Source organism: Fibrisoma montanum (assembly GCF_003583365.1).
In the GTDB taxonomy this organism is placed as follows: Bacteria; Bacteroidota; Bacteroidia; order Cytophagales; family Spirosomataceae; genus Fibrisoma; species Fibrisoma montanum.
Genome location: NZ_QXED01000012.1, coordinates 1 through 17,800 on the forward strand (window position 1 = coordinate 1; position 17,800 = coordinate 17,800).

The following is a 17,800-nucleotide window of genomic DNA, read 5'->3' on the forward strand; positions in this document are numbered from 1 at the left end:
ATCCGGGGCAGGTTGTTTACGCGTTACGCACCCGTTTGCCACTGGCATTGCTGCCCGTTCGACTTGCATGTATTAGGCCTGCCGCTAGCGTTCATCCTGAGCCAGGATCAAACTCTCCATTGTAAATTAGTGTGCCTTCAGTAAACTGAAAGCTGTCTTATTAGCCTATTTAGTGCTATCCTTATGATGTCAATATGTCAAAGAACAGGCTCCCTTTCGGGATGGTGGTCAACCGTTGTTGACCCGTTTTATTGATTTGGGACTGCAAAGGTAGTAGGTTGAAAAACTAATTGCAAGTCCTGTTTCAAATTTTTTTAGTCGGTTTGTAAAAAAGGGTACTCGTAGCGAATGGGTGGCACAAACGTTTCTTTTATCGTTCTGGCCGATACCCAACGCAGCAAGTTCAGCAACGAACCGGCCTTATCATTAGTTCCTGATGCGCGCGCTCCACCAAAAGGCTGCTGACCAACCACTGCACCAGTTGGTTTATCGTTAATGTAGAAATTGCCGGCCGCGTTACTGAGCTTCCTGGTGGTTGATTCAATAACGTACCTATCCTTTGCAAAAATTGACCCTGTCAGGGCATAGGGAGAGGTCTGGTTCACTACCAACAAGATGTCTTCATAAGCCGATGGTTCATACATATAGACAGATAAAACCGGACCGAAAATTTCTTCGCACATTGTTCGGTAAGACGGGTCTTTCACCAATAGTATGGTTGGTTCGATGAAGTAACCTTTAGTTTTGTCGTAGTTCCCGCCAATGATCACCTCTGCTGCATCGCTTTTTTTAGCTTCGTCGATGTAAGCCGTTATTTTATCAAAGGCCCTTTCGTCGATCACGGCGTTTACAAAATTTCCAAAATCTTCTGTTCCTCCCATTTTGATTTCAGCGAGATCGGCTCTGAGTTTTTCCTCAACTGACGGCCATACTGTTGACGGTATGTATGCTCTGGAAGCGGCTGAACATTTTTGACCCTGGTATTCGAACGCTCCTCGAACTAATGCAGTAGCTACCTCTTCTGCATTAGCTGATTCGTGCACAACAACAAAATCTTTTCCACCTGTTTCGCCCACAATACGTGGATAACTTTTGTACTTGTGGATATTTTCCCCAATCGTTCTCCAAATTTCCTGAAAGACTTTTGTGCTTCCTGTGAAATGAATTCCGCCAAAGTCGGGGTGACTGAAAATACGGTCGCCTGCTATAGGGCCATCAACGTAGATCAGGTTTATCACGCCATCTGGCAACCCTGCTTCTTTTAGTACTTTCATGATTACGTTAGCTGAAAGCACCTGCGTATATGCTGGTTTCCAGATTACCGTATTTCCCGTCATTGCCGGCGCTGTTGGTAAGTTGCCAGCAATTGCGGTGAAGTTGAACGGTGTAAGCGCAAATACAAATCCTTCTAATGGTCGATATTCCTGCCTGTTCCATACGCCGGGAGCTGAGTTTGGCTGTTGCTGATAGATTTCGGTCATGAAATGCACATTGAACCGCAAGAAATCAATCAGCTCGCAAGCAGAGTCAATTTCAGCCTGATAAGCATTTTTAGATTGACCCAGCATGGTAGCAGCGTTGATTTGTGCTCTATAAGGACCGGCAATCAAGTCGGCAGCTTTGAGAAATATACTGGCACGGTGTTCCCACTGCATACTTGCCCATGCTTCTTTTGCTTCAAGAGCTGCCTCTATTGCCAGATCAACATGCTGAGCGTTTCCTTCATGAAAATAACCTAATGTATGCTGGTGATCGTGTGGAGGAGCTATTCGAATTTTTTGTTCGGTTCTTACTTCCTGACTGCCGATATACATTGGTATGTCGGTCTGTGTCGATCGGAAGTCGGCCAACGCCTGTTTTACTGCTGCTCGCTCGGGTGAGCCGGTTCGGTATTCTTTAACCGGTTCGTTGACTGGCGTTGGTACGCTGAAAAAGCCAAATGACATAATGAAGTGTTTAGTTCATGCAAATTTACGGATTGCCAATTTTATCCACTAATCCACATTAGTTTTCCACATTTCAGTTGATTTTCTACAGTATACCCATTTGATTTTCCGTACTTTGTGTCTCTATCTTTTCGTTTATGCGCTTTTACAGTACCAATAATCCACAGGTAACCGTATCGGCTGAAGAGGCTTTGTTTCATAGCATGCCGGCGGACAAAGGGCTTTACATGCCATCCTCTTTACCTTTTCTAGGTCCTTCCTTTTTTGATTCAATAGCAAATCAGTCGTTGGCTGATATAGGCTTTGCTGTAAGCCATGCTCTTTTCAACGGTGCGATTCCAAAACCGGCTCTGGAACAACTCATTCATCAAGCCTTTCCATTTGAAACACCCGTTGTTGAACTGGATGCCGGCCGATTAGGTGTTCTTGAGTTATTCCACGGCCCTTCACTGGCGTTTAAAGATGTTGGCGCCCGGTACATGGCCGCTCTGATGTCGTACTTTGCACGCAATACGGACAAAGAAGTAAACATATTGGTAGCAACCTCTGGGGATACTGGCGGAGCCGTTGCCATGGGGTTTCATAATGTACCGGGAATTCGCGTATCAATCTTGTATCCAAGGGGTCGTGTAAGCGATTTGCAGGAAAAACAGCTGACTACGCTGGGTGGCAATGTTCAGGCTTTTGAAGTTGAGGGTTCTTTTGACGATTGTCAGTCTCTGGTAAAGCAAGCGTTCGTGGATGCAGAGTTGAACCAGCACTTATCCCTTTCTTCGGCTAATTCGATCAATATCTTCCGATTAATTCCGCAGAGCTTCTATTACGTGAGCGCGTATGGTCAGGTACGTTCGTATGGAAAACCCATCGTTTTTTCCACACCAAGTGGAAATTTTGGCAATTTGAGTGCCGGCGTATTGGCTCAGCAGATGGGATTACCTATCGAGCATTTTGTTGCTGCTACCAACCTGAATCATATTGTTCCCACTTATCTGCAAACTGGCCTTTTTGATCCGAAGGCATCCGTTGCTACCATTTCCAACGCAATGGATGTAGGTAATCCAAGCAATTTTGTACGCCTTACCCATTTGTTTCAAAATTCCTTAGATCGGCTAAAGCAACACGTATCGGGCTACTATTTCGACGATGAGGAAACACGAATTGGTATGCAAGAAGTGTTTAGACAGTACAACTACGTTACCTGTCCTCATACAGCCATTGGCGTTCTTGGGCTGCAGGCATATATCAATACCTCGGATCAGGACATAGTTGGATTAGCTTTAGCTACGGCTCATCCTTCGAAATTCAAGCCGTTGGTTGAAGAGGTGATTGGACAACCAATTGAGGTTCCGGACCGGCTGGCTATGTTAGCTTCGCGGCAAAAGCACAGTATCGTTATTCCCGCAACTTATTCCGCATTCAAGGAATCTTTACTTCAGACCGTCTTATAAGCAAAAAACCAGCATTAACGCTGGTTTTTTGCTTATAAGACGGTTGTATTTACTTTAATTAACCGTATCTCCTCTGAGCGTTCTGAACCGTTTGCGTGCTTCAGCTCCATAAATACTTCCTGGATACTGAGTTAACACTTTCTGATAGGCATCCATCGCGGCAGCCTTATCTTTCAAACGCTCCTCGTAAATTTTTCCCTGGGTAAACTGAGCATCGTCTCCGAGAATATCATACGGATACGTTGCCGTTATCTTTTTTAAATCTTCAAGTGCTTCGTCGTTTTTGCCTTGTTTCAAAAACGTATTTGCGCGCAGCCACAGAATCTCATCTGCCAAACTGTGGCCTTCAAACGTTTTCAACATTTGATTCAACTTATCCACAGCCTCATCGGTCTTGTTCTGGAAAAGCAGCAAATCTATGGATGCATATTCACGCATGGCTGCTTCGGTACTATCCATGCCTGTGTTATCCACAATCAACAGGCTTAATGATTCAGCGTCGTTGGCAATTTCCCGGGACGTAGCGAGCTTTAGAATATCAAGCAACTCCTTGGACAGGGTAAACTCACCTTTGTAGTAGTGAAGTTTAGCATTTTTCAGTTTTGCTTCGTAGCCCAGAAACTCTTCCTTTTGAGACTTCTCGACCTGCGAATACAGCAACGTAGATTCCCAGGGTTCGCCCTTCAGGAGATAGATATCACCTTTATCCAGTTTACACCGATCGACAAAATTCTTGTCGGTCTTACCCAGATCCACAGCAAGATCCAGAACCGTTAGCGCTGTATCCTTGCTGTCGAGGTAATAGGCGTACAGGTTTGCCGTACTACGTAAGGCCTCCAAAGTTTTGTTATTGGTGCCAATTTCCTGTAGCATTTTCTGGTAGTCGCTGATCAGCTTCCGGATTTCAAGCTTATCGACAGGAAATGTGTTTTTAACCTGCTCCTCCCGGGCGTTGATTACCAGCCGTCGGGCAAAAGGATATAGTTGTCCTTGTGGATAAGTCGTGACAATGTATTCAAAAGCTTCGGCCGCGGTCTTGTATTCTTTATTATTCAATGCTACCATGCCCAGATCATACACTCTCCCACCATTCAGTTTTAATCGTTTGTCGGTGGCTTTCTCCTGTAGCAACGCCCGGCTGAATTTTTGCTTCTGGATAAAATACCAGATCAACAGTTCGTTGTAAGCCAGTTCCCCGGGCTCTGCCTGAATTTTGGTGTACAACGCTTTTTCTATCAGTGGTTCGTCTTTCGTATTCAGATACCCTTGAAGTGCTGCCAGTACCGTTTCTTTTTTGTCAGACTGCTTACTGGTGTTGATTGCTTCGTCGATTGCTTTTTCTGTCTGGCCGGTGGCTTTGTACAACGTCATTAATTCGCTGCTGTACGATCCGGATTCTTTGCTGACCTCCCGTGCCATTTCAAGCGATCGGATCGCCCAGCGGTTCTCCCCTAGCTCTACAAAGGCATCAGAAATTTTTTCCAGCTTTGGTATAGACGATTTGGCGGATTGCAGTGCCTGTGTGTATTGGCTCTTCGCCAGTGTGGTGTCGCCCTGCTGGCTGGCCAGCTGTCCAGACAACAGGGCATAGTACGCCCGGTTCGCTTCATCGGCCTTTTCCTGTTTACGCAGGAACTTGACTGCCTCATCGGCTTTGTTGCTTTTCTGCAAACTGTACATGTAGCGTGAGAGCCGCAGCCAGTTGACCTCCGTTTTTAACAGCTTGCTGTATTCGTTCGCCGACTTTTCAAATTCGCCCGCCTTGAAATACTCGTCAGCCAGGGTTGCCCCACTTTGCGCGATACTCTGCCCCACAAACGTTAGCCACGTTAACAGAGTAATGATCGTTGCTCTATTAATCATTTTATAATTAATGTCTTTAAAAGAAACGTTATTATAATCATTATGGGTGTGGAAATGTGAACAAATATGTTGTCCACTTATTTTCCAACCCTATGTGGACAATTCTCAAGTCTTATCAACAGCCCCGTTCACGGTTATCCACGCGTAATTTATTATCGATTAGCTAATTAACACTTTTTCCACAGTTTTGTGTTGATCTCTCTGTGGGTTTGTGCGTAATTATTTCCCACAGCTAACACTATGGAAATTGTGTTACAATTTTATTCATAACGTCCAGTTTATTCTACAGCTGCCGGCCTTATATTGGCCATTGTTAATAACCTATTAAGTAGTCAACATTGGTGCTGGACGTTGTTCACCTGTTTTCCACTTAATCTTACTACTTATTCACAGGGTTATTCACACAATTATTTCACTTTTTTAATTTAGGATTGACCTTTTTCCTATTCTTCAAAAAAGCCTCCCTTTTCAGGCTTTTTACCCATCTCAGTTATTGGAAAATATAGATCAGGCTTGAGTAGTCGCCCGACTGCCTTGCTTTGCTGTTCGACTGCAAGCCAATCCGAACGCTTTTGAGGTAATCTGTAGTGCCGGTTTGATAACGTGTACTTAAAAGGCCAATGTAGAATGCGTCGAAGAGCATCGGTTTTTTTTCGACCAGTTTTAAACCATGCTTTTTGAAAAGAGCCTCAATGGTTCTTGGGGTGAAGTGGTACAAATGTCTGGGAAGGTCATAAGCTGCCCAAAATTGATTGAAGTACTTAGCGTCGAACGAGTCGGAGTTTGGTACTGCTATCACAATGGTGCCTTTATCAGCAAGCAGCGATTTAAGAACCTCTATTGTGTGGTTAAGTTCGGAGACATGTTCGAGAACATGCCACATTGTGATAATGTCGAACGTTGTTTGGTTTGCCAGTACATCCAGCGACGGCTTTATTTCATCCCCTAACTTCTGGACTGCAATGGCTCGTGCGTCTTTATCGGGTTCGGTGCCACTTACCGACCAGTCACCCTTTTTGCACGTTTCAAGAAAAGCGCCGGTTCCACACCCAACATCAAGAATACGGCCTGGTTTTTTATTCAGCCTATTTACCAGGGAAAGCTTAGTACCAAGCGTGTAATTTCTAACCAGTCGATAACCCGAATTAATTAAACCGGCTCCTGAATCATTGTGGGAGACGTAATCAGCCGATTTGTAATAGTTTCCAATGACGTCAGCTTCCGGCCGCGGATTCGTGAATCTAAACCCACATTGCTTACATTGCTGGATATTGAATGGTTCTTCGCTGACCAGATAATCTGTACAGGTAATAAATGACTCGAATTGCCCACTTTCACAAATCGGGCATTGCGTTAGTGTCTCCAAAACTATTGCGCTAAAATTTTGGGTCGGTATGAACTACCGACCCATATAGACGAGTAAAATTGAAATATCAGATGGGCTTACCCCACTGATTCGTGAAGCTTGACCTATTGTTGCCGGTTTCAAGCGTTTTAGCTTTTCCCGGCCCTCGTATGATAATGCCTTTAGGCGGTCATAGTCAAAAGCCTGATTGATCTCCAGCTCTTCCAGCCGATTCAGCTTTTCAGCGTTTAATTTTTCACGGCTGATATAATCTTCGTACTTAATTTCAATGACAGCCTGCTCAAGAATTTCTTCGCTCACGTTAAACGAAGAGTCCTCCCCTAGCAAAAAGCGGACGTCATTCTGATCGATCTCAGGCCGTTTTACTATTGTGTACAAACTGGTTTTTTCCCGAAGTAGCGCACTACCTTTTTCTAAAAGCCACGGATTGACAGCCTCTGGCTTATGCTTCACTGCTTTTATGGTATTCAGTAGTGAAGCAATACCTTCGCGCTTTTCTTTCATTTTTTCATAGCGTTCGGACGATGCCAATCCGATGGCATACCCTTTTTCCGTGAGTCTAAGATCGGCATTATCCTGACGTAGTAAGGTCCGGTATTCAGCGCGCGAGGTAAACATCCGGTATGGCTCCTCGGTCCCTTTCGTAATTAAATCATCGACAAGAACACCCATGTATGCCTCTGATCGCTTGATTACAAAATTTTCCTGTTCGTTAATTACGCGATGAGCGTTTATGCCCGCCAGCAAGCCCTGGCAGGCTGCTTCTTCGTAGCCTGTAGTTCCATTGATTTGACCGGCAAAGAACAGGTTACTCACTAATTGGGTCTCAAGGGTATGGTTTAGCTGGGTTGGTGGGAAGTAGTCATACTCCACGGCATACCCTGGCCTGAACATTCGAACATTTTCGAAACCCGGGATTCGTTTCAGCGCATTGTATTGTACGTCTTCCGGCAATGACGTTGAAAATCCATTTACATACACTTCGACGGTGTCCCACCCTTCTGGTTCGACAAAGATTTGATGCCGATCCTTATCAGCAAACCGATTGATTTTATCTTCAATGGAAGGGCAGTATCGCGGACCGAGACCTTTGATTCGGCCTGTGAACATAGGCGATTTTTCAAAGCCGGTTCGAAGCACATCGTGTACGTCGTCGCTTGTATAGGTTATCCAGCAGCTACGTTGTTTCGATAGAGCTTGGGTATTGAGGTACGAAAAACGGCCTGGATTTTCATCACCCGGCTGTTCTTCCATGGCGTCGTAGTTTAGGCTGCGACCATCCACACGCGGTGGCGTACCTGTTTTCATTCGACCCGCTTCAAACCCAAGTGAAACTAACTGTTCTGTTAGACCGGTTGACGCTCGCTCAGCGGTTCGTCCGCCACCGAATACTTTATCGCCGATAAACATCTGGCCGTTCAAAAACGTACCGTTTGTCAGTACGACTGCTTTGGCAGTGAAGCTTATTCCCAACGCGGTTTTAACACCTACTGCTCTTTTATCAGCAATAAGTACTTCTTGCACCGTGTCTTGCCAAAAATCAATATTTGAATTTTGCTCGAGCGTTTTACGCCATTCCCATGCGAAGAGGTTTCGATCGCTCTGGCACCGTGGGCTCCACATAGCTGGGCCTTTTGAGCGATTCAGCATACGAAACTGAATCATGCTCTTATCGCTAATGATGCCCGACATTCCGCCTAATGCATCGATTTCGCGAACGATCTGCCCTTTGGCTACCCCACCCATAGCCGGATTGCAGGACATCTGGGCTATGGTTTGCATATTCATTGTAATGAGCAGGACCTTTGAACCCATTGTTGCGGCCGCGTGTGCAGCTTCACAACCGGCATGTCCTGCCCCTACTATTATCACGTCGTAACTCAAATGCATTTTTGTATTTTTTATAAAATGTTTCACGTGGAAACTTTTACAAAAATGCTGAAAGTCGCTGAAAAGTTCAGATGGTCAGCCGTATCATTTGCTGACTTTCTGAAGATACTGATTAGCTTCTTTCTTATAAAAGAGATTATAGTTAGGACTCACTGACCGCAGAACTTCGACTTGTTTTACTTTTTGCTGCGTACCAACAGAATCAAAAAATGAAGGGGTACTGCGTTTTGTTGTCTTTGCAGTTTCGGCCTGACGTTTTGGATCTTCTTCTTGCTGCTTCAAAGCTTTCTCGGATTCAAGCAGGCGCGTAAGAATTTCGTTCTGACGATTAATGGTGTTTTGATTGACCCGTTTATTTACGAGATCCGTTTCAGTCTCATCCATTTTCTCCATCAAATCCTGAATTTGCTTTTCCTGTTGTTTGCCAACTTCAGTACCTTTTGCATTTTCCTGAAGCTTTTTCAACATGTTACGAATCATAGCCTGCTCAGACGCTAATCGGGATAACTCCTCAGAAAGTCCCCTACCCGACTTACCGCTTTGCTGAAGCTGTTTCATCTGGCCATTGAGCTGCTTCTGCATCTCACCCATGCCCTCAGATTGTTTGCCCTTACTTCCACCTTTTCCAGCACCGGGCATTGCCATGGCATTCATCTGCTGCTGCATTTGCTTCAACACATCGCTCAACATAAGTGCCAGGTTATTGATAGAAGTCATAGCAAACTGTTGCTTCGAAGCAGCCATGCTTAACCGACGTTCCTTAAGTTGCTGAACACTTTCATCCATATACGATTTCATGTTCGTCAGTTCACGTGTCACAAACGATTGAATCTGTACCACACGGCTGGCTAAAGCATTTAAGCTATCTTCAATTACTTTGGCGTCATCCTGAAGTTTCAGCTGGTCCTGAGAGAGTTTAGTAACGCGTGGATCCTGCAGACTCATGCCTTTAAACTCTTTCATCACGCGCTCCTGGCCAAATGAAAGCGTAATCAGATTTTCGAGCAGATTGCGAAGGTCGTCCATGTTCTCCTGCATTTCCTGCATTTCCGCAGACTGCATAGATTCTTTCAACGCCTTGCTCATGCTACGCATAGATTTGGCAGTTTTGCTTTGCGATGAAGACGCTTTCTTGTTCTGCTTCTGTTTCATTTGCTGCATAGCCTGCTCCATCTGCTGTTCAATCTCTTTTTGAAGATCCTCCTGATTATCGGGCTTACTCAGTTCTTCTTTCTCAGCTTGCTGTTCGAGTTCTTTGAGTTGCTCCTGTGTGTTCTTAAAATCTTCCTGAGCTTTTTCCTGCTGCTTTTGCTGCTCTTCAGAATTAACATCTTTGCTGTTGTTCTTCTCGGCCTGCTCTTCTTGTTGCTGAGCCTGCTTTTCCAGATTTTCGGCAACGTTATTAACTTTCTGCTCCAGCTGCATCTGCTTGAATAGCTTTAAAGCACGCTCCAGATCACGTTCCAGATTGCGTTCTTTGCGACTCAGCTTATTGAGCAACTCAGACGCTTTCTCGTCTTGTTTGCGCTCTAGCATCTGCTTGAGCTGTTCGTAAAGCTGCTTCGATTCAGGGTCCATCAACTCGTTGAAAAGCTTCTGGAGTTGCTCAAGTTTTTCCTGAACGGCCTGGTTCTGCTCAGCAAATCGCTGTTGCGTATCGTTCGTTTTCTGGAATTGCTCCTGAAGCTTCTGAACTTCTTTCAACAGCTCATCCCGTTTTTGCAGGAGATCCTGAAGCTGTTTCTTATCCTGGAAATCGGACGATTTTTTGGTACGAAGGCGATTTTCCATCGCGTTCAATTCCTTCTTGATCGCCTGGGTTTTATTGAGTGCGTTATCAATTTGTTGTTCGGTTTGCTCAGCCGATTTGTCAACCTGTTCCTGAATTTCCTTATTTGACGGAATCACGAAGTTCAATTGATTAGACCGGCTCGACTTAGGGCCACTGACGCCATCGTTGTCCCAAACCTGAACGTAATACTCCAGCCGATCTTCCTGCCCCAACTTCAGGCTGTCAAGGGACCAGTTATACACAAAGTTCTGCGACGTAGTGGTTCGATTTATGGCTATGTCGCGGGAGTACAAAGGCGACTGCTTACCATTGCGATTTACCCGATAGTTCAGTTTCATGCGGGTGAAACCGTAATCGTCGGAGACAAGACCGGACAGCGAGATATAATTATACGTAACGGTGTCCTGAACCCGATCCACCGAAATCTGCGGGTAACGATCTGGAATAACCTGTGCATTGTATTGAATAGACGATGGCGAAGCCACCTGACCGTTCTTGAGCGATACGGTATACGTAGCGTTCTGCATCAACCGACGATTCACCGCGAAACTGTTCTCTTCAACCTGCCGGGCCAGGACCGGAGCCGGGTCATTGTTGAAACGAAGCGAAAGCGAATCTGTATGATCAGCAATAAATTTCCAGTGAACAACCGTTCCCTGAGGTACCAGGAGGTTGCCGACATTAGACAGCTCCTCGGATGGTTTGTTGAGGTAAGCGGGATAATCCAGCCGCACATCGAAGGAAAGTACCGCCGGCCGGTCAATCAGGCTGACGCGATAAGACGACGACTGAAAACCGGACGCTTCCAGATAGAAGTCCATATCACGCTGAAGGTTGTCAAACGTGTACTGAAATTTGTCGCCAACCTGATCCAGTTTAAAGCGTGTCCCGTTGGCAACGACGTAGACGGCCTGAGGAATTGCCTCGCCTGTCAGTTTTACAGCAAGGGGGAAATCTTCGTTACGGAAGGCTTTCATAGCCTTATTCTGAACGACAAACTGAAAAGGAGCCTCCTCTACAAAATCCTGGTTATAATTAACAATACGGGTCGACGACTTTGTAAAAAAAGCAGGGTTGATAATCAGGATGACGAGAATCAACACCAGAGGAGGAATGGCGTATTTCAATAACTGGCGGTTGCGACTGATCTGAATTGCGTTAGCGAACCGATTGATCAGAAGCTGCTGCGACCGCTGGTTTAAGCTGGCCTGTAACAAATCACTCTGTTGGGCCGTAATCCGCTGCAGCTGCAGAGTGTTTAACAACTTATCCCCTACCTCCGGGAAAAAGGTACCAATTTGTCGAGCTGCCTCATCGTTTGTAAGCGGACGGCTGAGCCCATAAAGGCTGAAGAGAGGCCGAAAAACGAGGAGGTATAAGCCGGTCAGGAGGGTGAGCACGAAGCCAAAAAAGAGCGCTCCCCGACCAACCGAGTTGAAGCGGCCGACAAACTCGGCCGTATTGATAAGCAAGTAAAGGCTGCCAGCCAGGGCGATAAAGAACAAACTACCTTTCACCAATTGATTCAGGTAGTACCGTTTCTTATATTCTTCAATGCGTTGCAGCAAGACGTCGTATGAGTTCTGCGAATGCATAAAATCAGTTAGTTTCAGTTTGAATGATTATACCAATTCAGATTCAAAATAGCGAATGATGTGTTCCTTCAGTAAGTCTTCCTGCCCCAGCAAATCGTCGTGTGGAATTGGTTTGGCAAGTGTCCATTGTGGCCATCCGTCTTTGTCATAGCCCTCAAACATATAGTAGCCCGATTGACTAAGAACGCGACAAACGGCCAGATGCATCAAGTCCTGCTTTTGTTCCTTACTGAAGCGTTTGGGGCCTTTGCCTAGCTCCTGTACACCGATCAGAAAGAGAACCGCATTTAAATCTCCGGGGCGTTTTCCGACCAGGGTTTGGAGCCGGTCAAGCAGTTGATCCCAGGCTTCGTCAGTTGATTTTTCCTCCACGCGCTACAACCCATTTATCTTCTCTCTAAATTACAAACTTTTATCTTTAAACGAACGACCTGCATGTTTCGGTTTATCCGATCTGTCATAGCAGATTTTGCCGATCTGCTTTTTCCAACGTTATGCCTTAGCTGTAATAGCGCGCTACAGGAAAACGAACAAATATTATGTACGGATTGCCGAATAAGCCTGCCGGAAACGGGTCAGCATCATGAACCTAACCCCCAAGCTCTGAATAAGTTTGCCGGGAAAGTGCCGATTCAGTTTGCCGCTTCGTATCTGTACTATACCAAAGGAGGAACAGTTCAAAAATTAATCCACCACATCAAGTACAAAGGCAAAAAAGAAGCAGCAAGGGAAATAGCCGGCTGGTACGGTTACCAGCTTAAAGACACGAGTAATTGGCTAAACGTTGCAGACCTGATCATTGGTGTTCCGCTTCACAAAAACCGCCAGCGCCAGAGAGGCTATAATCAGGCCGACTGGATTGCCGAAGGATTATCAGAATCGCTGGGTATACCTTTCCGGACCGACGTACTGATTCGTACTAAATTTCTTAGTTCACAAACCCGTAAGAATCGAATTGAGCGGTGGGAAAATGTAAGCTCCGTGTTTGCCGTTCAGAATGCAGACGTAGTAAAAGACAGAAACATCGTTGTCGTAGACGATGTCTTAACGACCGGGGCTACGGTAGAAGCCTGTGCTGCTGAATTACTGAAAGCTGGGTGTAAGTCGGTAGGTATACTAACAATAGCGGCCACCCATCGCTGAGTGGCCGCTATCGTCGGCAATGTTACCTGAAAAGATTACCGGTTCCGGCCAACGCCGATCATGGCGCAACGGAAACCGATCATGGCCGTAGCAGAGTCCTGATCCAGGAACCGGCGCGTACCAGGTGCGAGCCAGTAGGATACGTCATTCCACGAACCACCTTTGTATACACGCAGCCGGTCGTCGATCAGTGACTGGTTGCTCTTCTTGTCGTAATTTTTGGCATCGTCCAGATAACCATTCCGGCGAATTGGGTTCAGATCGTTTACGTCCTGATAAGACAGAGGACGATACACGTCATACACCCATTCGTTTACGTTACCCGCCATGTTATACAAACCAAAGTCATTGGCCGGGTATTTATAAATTTCCGTTGTGATGATGGCGCCATCGTTCGACCGGCCGGCAATACCAGCGTAGTCACCGCGACCCCGCTTGAAGTTTGCAAGCATCTGGCCTTGCTTACGGCCTTTACGCGGGTTACGTACCGATGAGCCATCCCAAGGGTAAATCCGCTGGTTGATCTGGTTTTCGTCCATGTATTGCGTTCCGATCAGGGCTTTAGCCGCATATTCCCACTCGGCTTCTGTCGGCAAACGGTAATCGGGCAGCACCAGTCCGCTTTCCAGGCTTGGGCGCGGGGGAGCAGCCGATGCAACCGGATTACCGGCCGAATCGGTAGCGGCTGCTTCGGCAAGCGCAGGCTCCTCTTGTTTCGACTTACGCTTCAATGAGAAGCCACCTCCTTTTTTCTTGCCCTCTGAGCCACCTTTGCGAGCCAGTTCGTTGTTTACGGCGTTGGTCCGCCAGATAGCATAATCATTGGCCTGCACCCACGATACGCCAACCACCGGATAATACCGGAAAGCCGGGTAACGAAGATACTGAGTTACGTATGAATCGTTGAACGACAGTGGATTAGCCCATACGGTTGTGTCAGGTAAAGCTGCCCGCACTACTTCCTCCGACGAATCGCGCTGGATGGCATTCAAGTATTCGAGGTAGTGGATGTTGGCAATTTCAGTTTCGTCCATGTAGAACGATTGAATACTAACCGTCCGCTCCCGGTTATCGCGGGTGTTCATCACATCCTCTTCCAGCGCTCCCATCGTGAACCGACCGCCTTCAATGAAAACGAGGTTCGGACCACCATTCTGCCCCGCAAACTTCTTTACTTGATAACCGTCTTTCTGGTTGTAAGCAATACCCGTCGCCGTACTCTTCTTACCTGGCTTCACGCTGGTTGGGTGCTTGGACTTACAGGATGCCAGAGCCGCCACCGCCAGCAACACATAAGCCGCTCGTTGCAGGTGATTCTTTTTAATCATTGCGCTATTTGTGTAAATCGTAGTAACAAAGTTGGTTTAATCAGTTAAAGCGCCCAAAACATCATTCAGCTCGTCAACCGTCGTCACCTCATTATGCGTGAAAACGGGCCGGTTCTTCGATTCTTTTAACGAACATTTAGACGGGTTTCGCTTGATATAGTCAATTACCTTGCCAAACTGGTCGGATGTAAAGAACGCGTCGTTCCCGTTAGAAACGAAGTATCCTTTCAGGATATTATTCTTTAGCGTCAGTTTTTCAAGGTATAATCGCTCAGCTTTCCACCGGACGTTGACCATCTTGATCAGGTTTTCGACTTCTTCGGGCATGGGGCCAAAGCGGTCGAGTACTTCCTGCCTAAACGCCTGAAGCTCTTCGTTGTTCTGAATACTGTCTAATCGGGTGTACAAAGCTAATCGCTCCGAAATGCTCGATACGTATTTTTCCGGAATCAGGACCGGTAGATCGGTTTCGATCTGGGTATCGGGCAAAGCCAGTTTCAGATCGCCGGTTTTGGGTTCGAACAGATCTTTAAATTCATTCTCCCTGAGTTCCTGGACGGCTTCGTCAAGCACTTTGTGGTACATCTCGAAACCAAGGTCGTTGATAAAACCGCTCTGTTCAGCACCCAGCAGGTTACCTGCCCCCCGAATATCGAGGTCACGCATGGCAATCTTGAATCCTTCGCCCAGATCAGAGAAATCTTCAAGGGTTTGCAGTCGCTTTCGGGCGTCAGCTGTCAATACCGACGGCGGAGGAGTCAGTAAATAGCAAAACGCTTTCCGGTTCGAACGCCCTACCCTACCCCGCATCTGGTGCAGGTCAGACAGACCAAAGAAATGCGCCTGATTGATAATAATGGTATTGGCATTCGGAATGTCCAACCCCGACTCGATGATGTTCGTTGACACCAATACGTCGTAGTCGCCTTCAATAAACCGGGTCATTACGCGCTCCAGCTTTTCGCCTTCCATCTGGCCGTGTGCTACGCCAATTCGTGCTTCAGGGACCAGGCGCATGATCAGGTTGCCGATGGATTCAATATCATTAACGCGGTTGTGTACAAAGAATACCTGACCGCCCCGACGGATCTCGAAACTGATAGCATCACGAACGACAGCTTCATTAAACGCGTGCACCTCTGTCGTTACCGGCTGGCGGTTGGGCGGGGGCGTTGCAATGACTGACAAGTCGCGCGCACCCATGAGCGAAAAATGCAGGGTTCGGGGAATCGGTGTCGCAGTCAGCGTTAATACGTCCACCTCCACACGCATTTCTTTAAGCCGATCCTTTGTTTTTACGCCGAATTTCTGCTCTTCGTCAATAATCAATAAACCCAAATCCTTGAATTTGACGTCTTTGTTGACGATCCGGTGGGTACCGATCAGGATATTAACTTCGCCCGACGTAACACCTTTCAGCGTATCTCTGATCTGTGCCGTAGACCGGAATCGGTTGATGTACTCAATACGAACCGGAAAGTCGGCCATACGTTCTTTAAACGTATTGTAGTGCTGCATGGCCAGAATCGTGGTCGGGACGAGCACGGCTACCTGTTTGTTATCCGTAACGGCCTTGAAAGCCGCCCGAATGGCAATTTCAGTCTTGCCAAAACCAACGTCGCCACAAACGAGCCGATCCATAGGGTGCGGCCGCTCCATGTCGTCTTTAACATCGTTGGTCGCTTTTGCCTGATCGGGCGTATCTTCGTAAAGAAACGATGATTCCAGCTCGGCCTGCAGGAACGAATCGCGGCTATACGCAAAACCCGGTGCATTCCGACGCTTGGCGTAGAGAGCAATCAGCTCGCGGGCGATGTCTTTTACCTGCTTGCGGATCTTCGACTTTTTCTGTTCCCACTCCTGCGAACCGAGTTTGCTCATAGTCGGCGGACCGCCTTCCTTGCCGCTGTACTTCGCGATCTTGTGCAGGCTGTGGATACTGACGAGCAGGATGTCGTTATCGCGGTAGATCAACCGGATGGCCTCCTGTTCATTGCCACCTACCTCTACCTTTTCCAGCCCCGCAAACCGACCGATTCCATGATCAATGTGCGTGACGTAGTCGCCCGGCTGGAGTGTCTTCAACTCACGTAGTGTGAGGGCTTTTGACTTGGAAAATTTGTCCTGAACACGGTACTTGAAGTAGCGGTCAAAGATCTGGTGGTCGGTGAAGCAGGCAATTTTCAGTGCATCATCGATGAAGCCTTCCCGCAGGCCAATGTTCATCGGCTGAAACTTCACGAACGGGTCAAGCTCTTCAAAAATAGTCCGTAGCCGCTCGAGTTGTTTGAAGGATTCAGCCGCAATAATGTTTGTAAAGCCTTTCGACTGGTTTTCGCCTAATGTATCGACCAGTCGCTTAAAATCCTTGTTGAACGATGGCTGTGGTTTGGAATTATACTGCTGGCGACCTTCGGTTTTGAAATAAAATTTACGGCCGAATTCAACCGTTCGGAACTCCTTAAGCCGGTTCAGAAACGACCGCCGGGTTTCAAACAAGTCGTTTGGGTCAGAAACGACTTGGATACCCCCGCTGCCGGCCAGTACGGACGCAAAGCTCTGCTCAGCTTTCTCGAAGCATTTTTCGATGATCTCCAACGAAAAATCAGTATCCTTCAGCCAGATGGTTGTGCTATTGGGCAGAAAATCCAGAAAGGGCTCCCGGGTCTCTTCGATGAGCTTGGTCTGAATATTTGGAATGATGTTAATGAAATCGACCGGATCGGTTGAAAGCTGAGATTCAGGATTGAATTTCCGGATACTTTCTACCTCATCGCCGAACAGATCGATCCGGAACGGAAACTCGCTGGCAAACGAAAAGACGTCGATGATCCCCCCCCTAACCGAAAACTGACCCGCTTCATAGACAAAGTCAGTTTTCTCAAAATCGTAATTCTGAAGCAGTTCGGAAACGAAGTTGGTATCAAGCCGATCGCCCACCCGAACAGTCAACGTATTGGCTTGCAGCGATCGTTTGTTGATTACTTTCTCTGACAGCGCTTCCGGATACGTTACCATCAAAAGGCCGTCTTTAGGCGCCGGATTCAGTTTATTGAGTACTTCGGCCCGCATCAGTACGTTGGCGTTCTCTATTTCTTCGTACTGATACGGTTTTTTGTACGACATCGGAAACAGCAGTACCTCACGACCCATCAGGTTCTGGAGGTCGTTGAAGAAATAAGCCGCTTCTTCGCGGTCGGTCATCACGTAGAGGTGGTTTCCTCCCACCGACCTGAAAATAGCAGAGGCCAGCACGGCATCCAGGCTACCAGCCAATCCCTTGATTTGCAGGCGCTGCGGCTCGGCTGATTGCCGGCTAAACGGTTCAGCCAGTAATTTTATGAAGCTATCGTCGGCGTAAAGACCGATTAATTCGTCTGGTTTCAAGCAAGATCAGGTTGTAAAACGTAAACACGAAAAGCCGCTGAG

The 17,800-nt window shown here is 46.9% G+C and carries 10 protein-coding genes and 1 rRNA gene; 2 read left to right on the forward strand and 9 right to left on the reverse strand.

The window, feature by feature from the left end; translation table 11 throughout:
• Positions 1-123: ribosomal RNA gene (locus DYU11_RS28680) — 16S ribosomal RNA — on the reverse strand; the annotation flags it as partial.
• Positions 124-314: 191 nt separating this feature from the next.
• Complete coding sequence (pruA, locus tag DYU11_RS28685; RefSeq protein ID WP_119671185.1) at positions 315-1,946, reverse strand: L-glutamate gamma-semialdehyde dehydrogenase; 1,632 nt, start codon at positions 1,944-1,946, stop codon at positions 315-317.
• A gap of 137 nt (positions 1,947-2,083) precedes the next feature.
• On the opposite strand from pruA, the gene thrC reads away from it, so the two are divergent.
• Entirely contained in the window at positions 2,084-3,394 is a 1,311-nt protein-coding gene (gene thrC, locus DYU11_RS28690) for a threonine synthase (RefSeq protein ID WP_119671186.1), read from the forward strand.
• Positions 3,395-3,448: 54 nt separating this feature from the next.
• On the opposite strand, the gene DYU11_RS28695 is transcribed toward thrC, so the two are convergent.
• From DYU11_RS28695 to DYU11_RS28715, 5 genes are all read right to left on the reverse strand, one after another.
• The gene (locus DYU11_RS28695; protein ID WP_199736822.1) at positions 3,449-5,257 is read right to left on the reverse strand and encodes a tetratricopeptide repeat protein; all 1,809 of its coding nucleotides are present in this window, start codon (positions 5,255-5,257) and stop codon (positions 3,449-3,451) included.
• A 490-nt stretch (positions 5,258-5,747) separates the two neighbouring features.
• Positions 5,748-6,623 (reverse strand): class I SAM-dependent methyltransferase, encoded by an 876-nt coding sequence (locus tag DYU11_RS28700; protein ID WP_119671188.1) that lies wholly within the window; start codon positions 6,621-6,623, stop codon positions 5,748-5,750.
• A 33-nt stretch (positions 6,624-6,656) separates the two neighbouring features.
• The gene (gene mnmG, locus DYU11_RS28705; RefSeq protein WP_119671189.1) at positions 6,657-8,513 is read right to left on the reverse strand and encodes a tRNA uridine-5-carboxymethylaminomethyl(34) synthesis enzyme MnmG; all 1,857 of its coding nucleotides are present in this window, start codon (positions 8,511-8,513) and stop codon (positions 6,657-6,659) included.
• A gap of 84 nt (positions 8,514-8,597) precedes the next feature.
• Positions 8,598-11,900: a coiled-coil domain-containing protein gene (locus tag DYU11_RS28710; protein WP_119671190.1), complete on the reverse strand. Its 3,303-nt coding sequence runs from the start codon at positions 11,898-11,900 to the stop codon at positions 8,598-8,600.
• A 27-nt stretch (positions 11,901-11,927) separates the two neighbouring features.
• Positions 11,928-12,272, reverse strand: coding sequence for a hypothetical protein (locus DYU11_RS28715; protein ID WP_119671191.1), 345 nt, complete (start codon positions 12,270-12,272; stop codon positions 11,928-11,930).
• Between the two features lie 252 nt (positions 12,273-12,524).
• Here DYU11_RS28715 and DYU11_RS28720 point away from each other — a divergent pair, with 252 nt between their 5' ends.
• Positions 12,525-13,043, forward strand: coding sequence for a ComF family protein (locus DYU11_RS28720; protein ID WP_229366100.1), 519 nt, complete (start codon positions 12,525-12,527; stop codon positions 13,041-13,043).
• Between the two features lie 35 nt (positions 13,044-13,078).
• Here the strand turns inward: DYU11_RS28720 and DYU11_RS28725 are convergent, their stop codons facing one another.
• A complete protein-coding gene (locus tag DYU11_RS28725) occupies positions 13,079-14,371 on the reverse strand; it encodes an SUMF1/EgtB/PvdO family nonheme iron enzyme (RefSeq protein WP_119671193.1) in 1,293 nt (430 codons plus the stop codon).
• Between the two features lie 36 nt (positions 14,372-14,407).
• The gene (mfd, locus tag DYU11_RS28730) at positions 14,408-17,758 is read right to left on the reverse strand and encodes a transcription-repair coupling factor (RefSeq protein WP_119671194.1); all 3,351 of its coding nucleotides are present in this window, start codon (positions 17,756-17,758) and stop codon (positions 14,408-14,410) included.
• Positions 17,759-17,800 lie beyond the last annotated feature (42 nt).